This window comes from Clostridium sp. CTA-19, assembly GCF_054767855.1.
Genome location: NZ_BAAABH010000105.1, coordinates 1 through 416 on the forward strand (window position 1 = coordinate 1; position 416 = coordinate 416).

Below are 416 nucleotides of genomic sequence, written 5' to 3' on the forward strand. Positions count from 1 at the left end.
ACCTACTTAATTATATTAAGTACCATATGCTGAATACATAGGTATATGGRGGTAAACCCGGGGAACTGAAACATCTAAGTACCCGGAGGAAGAGAAAGAAACATCGATTTCCTAAGTAGCGGCGAGCGAAAGGGAAAGAGCCCAAACCARAGCCTTTGGCTTTGGGGTTGYGGACAGAACATTAAAGAAGACAGGAATTAGCCGAAGATAGCTGGAAAGCTACTCCGTAGAAGGTAATAGACCTGTAGGCAAAAATGGAAGTTTTCGAGTTCTGATCCAGAGTACCACGAGACACGTGAAACCTTGTGGGAAGCAGGGAGGACCACCTCCCAAGGCTAAATACTACCTAGTGACCGATAGTGAAGCAGTACCGTGAGGGAAAGGTGAAAAGAACCCCGGAAGGGGAGTGAAATAGA

General features: G+C 46.0%; 1 rRNA gene. It reads left to right on the forward strand.

Going from position 1 to position 416, the window contains the following annotated elements:
- Positions 1-416: ribosomal RNA gene (locus ACYUE0_RS17855) — 23S ribosomal RNA — on the forward strand; the annotation flags it as partial.